Annotated in this window: 2 protein-coding genes; both read left to right on the forward strand. The window is 67.7% G+C overall.

The features are described 5' to 3' along the window. On the forward strand, positions 1–1,575 hold a 1,575-nt coding region (locus tag V6M63_RS24445; RefSeq protein ID WP_332746181.1), incomplete at its 5' end, for a DUF2339 domain-containing protein. Then, positions 1,572–2,091 (forward strand): DUF3999 family protein (locus V6M63_RS24450; RefSeq protein ID WP_332746183.1); only part of this gene is annotated, 520 nt, incomplete at its 3' end. The genes V6M63_RS24445 and V6M63_RS24450, both read left to right, overlap by 4 nt.

Here is a 2,091-nt window from a genome sequence, read left to right on the forward strand (position 1 = left end):
CTGATCGTGTTCTCGCTGCAGGCGGCGCTGTTGATGCCCAATGACGAAAGCCCGCGCATGCCGCTGGCATTGTGCGCACTGGGGCTGGGTGCGCTGTACGCGGTGCTGGCGCGGTTGTTCATCCATCGCCAACGCTATGCCGCGCTGGGCGCGTCGTATGCGCTGCTCGCGGTCGGCTTCGCCACGCTGGCGGTGCCGCTCGCCCTGTCGGCGCGCGCCACCGCTTCGGTATTCGCACTGGAAGGTGCGGCCCTGGCCTGGCTGGGCCTGCGCCAGCAACGCTGGCTGCCGCAGCTCACCGGCGCCGGCCTGCAGCTGGCCGCGGCGGTGGCATTGCTGATCGGTGCATCGAGCTACTGGCCGGCCGAACCGGCCATCGCCAATCCCACCTTCATGGGCGCGCTGCTGATCGCACTGGCTGGCTTCGCCAGCGCGTGGGCCTATCGTCGCGAAGAAAAATCGAACTTCGCGCTGTTGTACTACCTGTGGGGCCTGTTGTGGTGGTGCGGAACCGGGGTGCGCGAGATCGAGCGCTTCGTCGAATTCTCCATGCGTGCCGACGTGCTGCTCGCCTTCGCCGCGGTGACCGGCTGGCTGGCGGCGGAAGTGCATCGCAAGCGTCCGGCGCACGCGCTGGCGCTGACCACGCTGGCGGCTTTCGTCGTGGCGATTCCACTGGCCCTGGCGCAGATGGACGCGCACGCGCATCCCTTCGCCGGGTACGGCGCCTGGGCCTGGCTGGTGTTCGCGGTACTCGGCGTGCGCAGCCTGCTGTGCCTGCGCGCCAGCGAGGACCGCTTTGCGGGTTGGGCGCAGTTCGCGTGGTGGCTGGTGTGGCCCACGGTGTTGTCGCTGCTGGCGTCATGGCTCGCGCAGAGGTTCGAACTGGCGCAAGGCTGGCAGGTGGCGCTGATCGCGCTGCCATGGCTGGCGATGCTGGGGCTATCGATCTTCCGCTGGGACTGGTTGGCGATGCCGTTGGGCGACCGCTTCGACGCATCCCGCACGGCTTTGCAGATGGTGTACCTGGCGGTGCTGGGGCTGTGGTGGTTCGCAGGGTTGTGGCTCTCGGGCGATCCGGCCCCGCTGGCATGGCTGCCGTTGTTGAATCCGATGGAACTTGCGCAGCTGGCATTCATCGCGCTGGCGATCCGCTGGTTGTGGTCGGAACAGGTGCCGCTGTTCGTGCAGCGCCTGCGCATGTTGAAGCTGGCCAGCGCCGGATTCCTCATGGTTACCTTCACCACGCTGCGTAGCGTGCATCACTGGGGTGGCGTGGCGTGGTCCCCGGATATGCTTTCCACCAGCCTCGCCCAGACCAGCCTCACCGTGGTCTGGAGCGTGCTCGGCGTGCTTGGCTGGGTGATCGGCTCGCGTCGCGGCCAGCGCGGCCTATGGCTGGCTGGCGCGGTGCTGATGGGTGTGGTGCTGGCCAAGCTGGTGTTCGTCGACCGCCAGCACCTGGGCAACCTGCTCGGTATCGGCTCGTTCATCGCTTACGGCCTGTTGTGCACGCTGGTCGGTTATTTCGCGCCTGCGCCGCCGCGTGCAGCAACCGAGGAAGTGTCGGTATGAAACGTTTCGCGTGGATAGCCCTATTGCCCCTGGTCGCGTTCGCCGGCGTCCGTGACGACTATGTGCAGCAATGGCCACTGACCCTGAGCCGCGACGATGCCGGTGCTTATCGGGTGGTGCTGGATCGCGAAGTGTATTCGCGTATCCACGCGGCCAATCTGCAGGACGTGGAAGTCGTCAACGCGGATGGCGTGGCGGTACCGTCCGCGTTGTTCGCACCCGAACAGCCGCTGGCGCGGGCGGCGCGCAAGGTCGAGTTGCCCTGGTTCGCATTGCCCGGCCAGCCTGGCGGCGTAGCCCAGGACATCACCTTGATCAGTGAACGCAACGCCGACGGCAGCGTGCGCGCGATCGCCACGCGGGTGACCGATGCAGGCGCGCAGGTCGCTTCCGCGCGCGAGTTACTCATCGACGCCAGCCGCCTGCGCGAACCGGTGGCGGCGCTGGAACTGGACTGGGCCGTGGGCGAGGGCGCACTCAACGCCGGTTACCGGGTCGAAGGCAGCGACGACCTGC

Source organism: Hydrogenophaga sp. (assembly GCF_036675665.1).
Lineage (GTDB): Bacteria > Pseudomonadota > Gammaproteobacteria > Burkholderiales > Burkholderiaceae_C > Hydrogenophaga.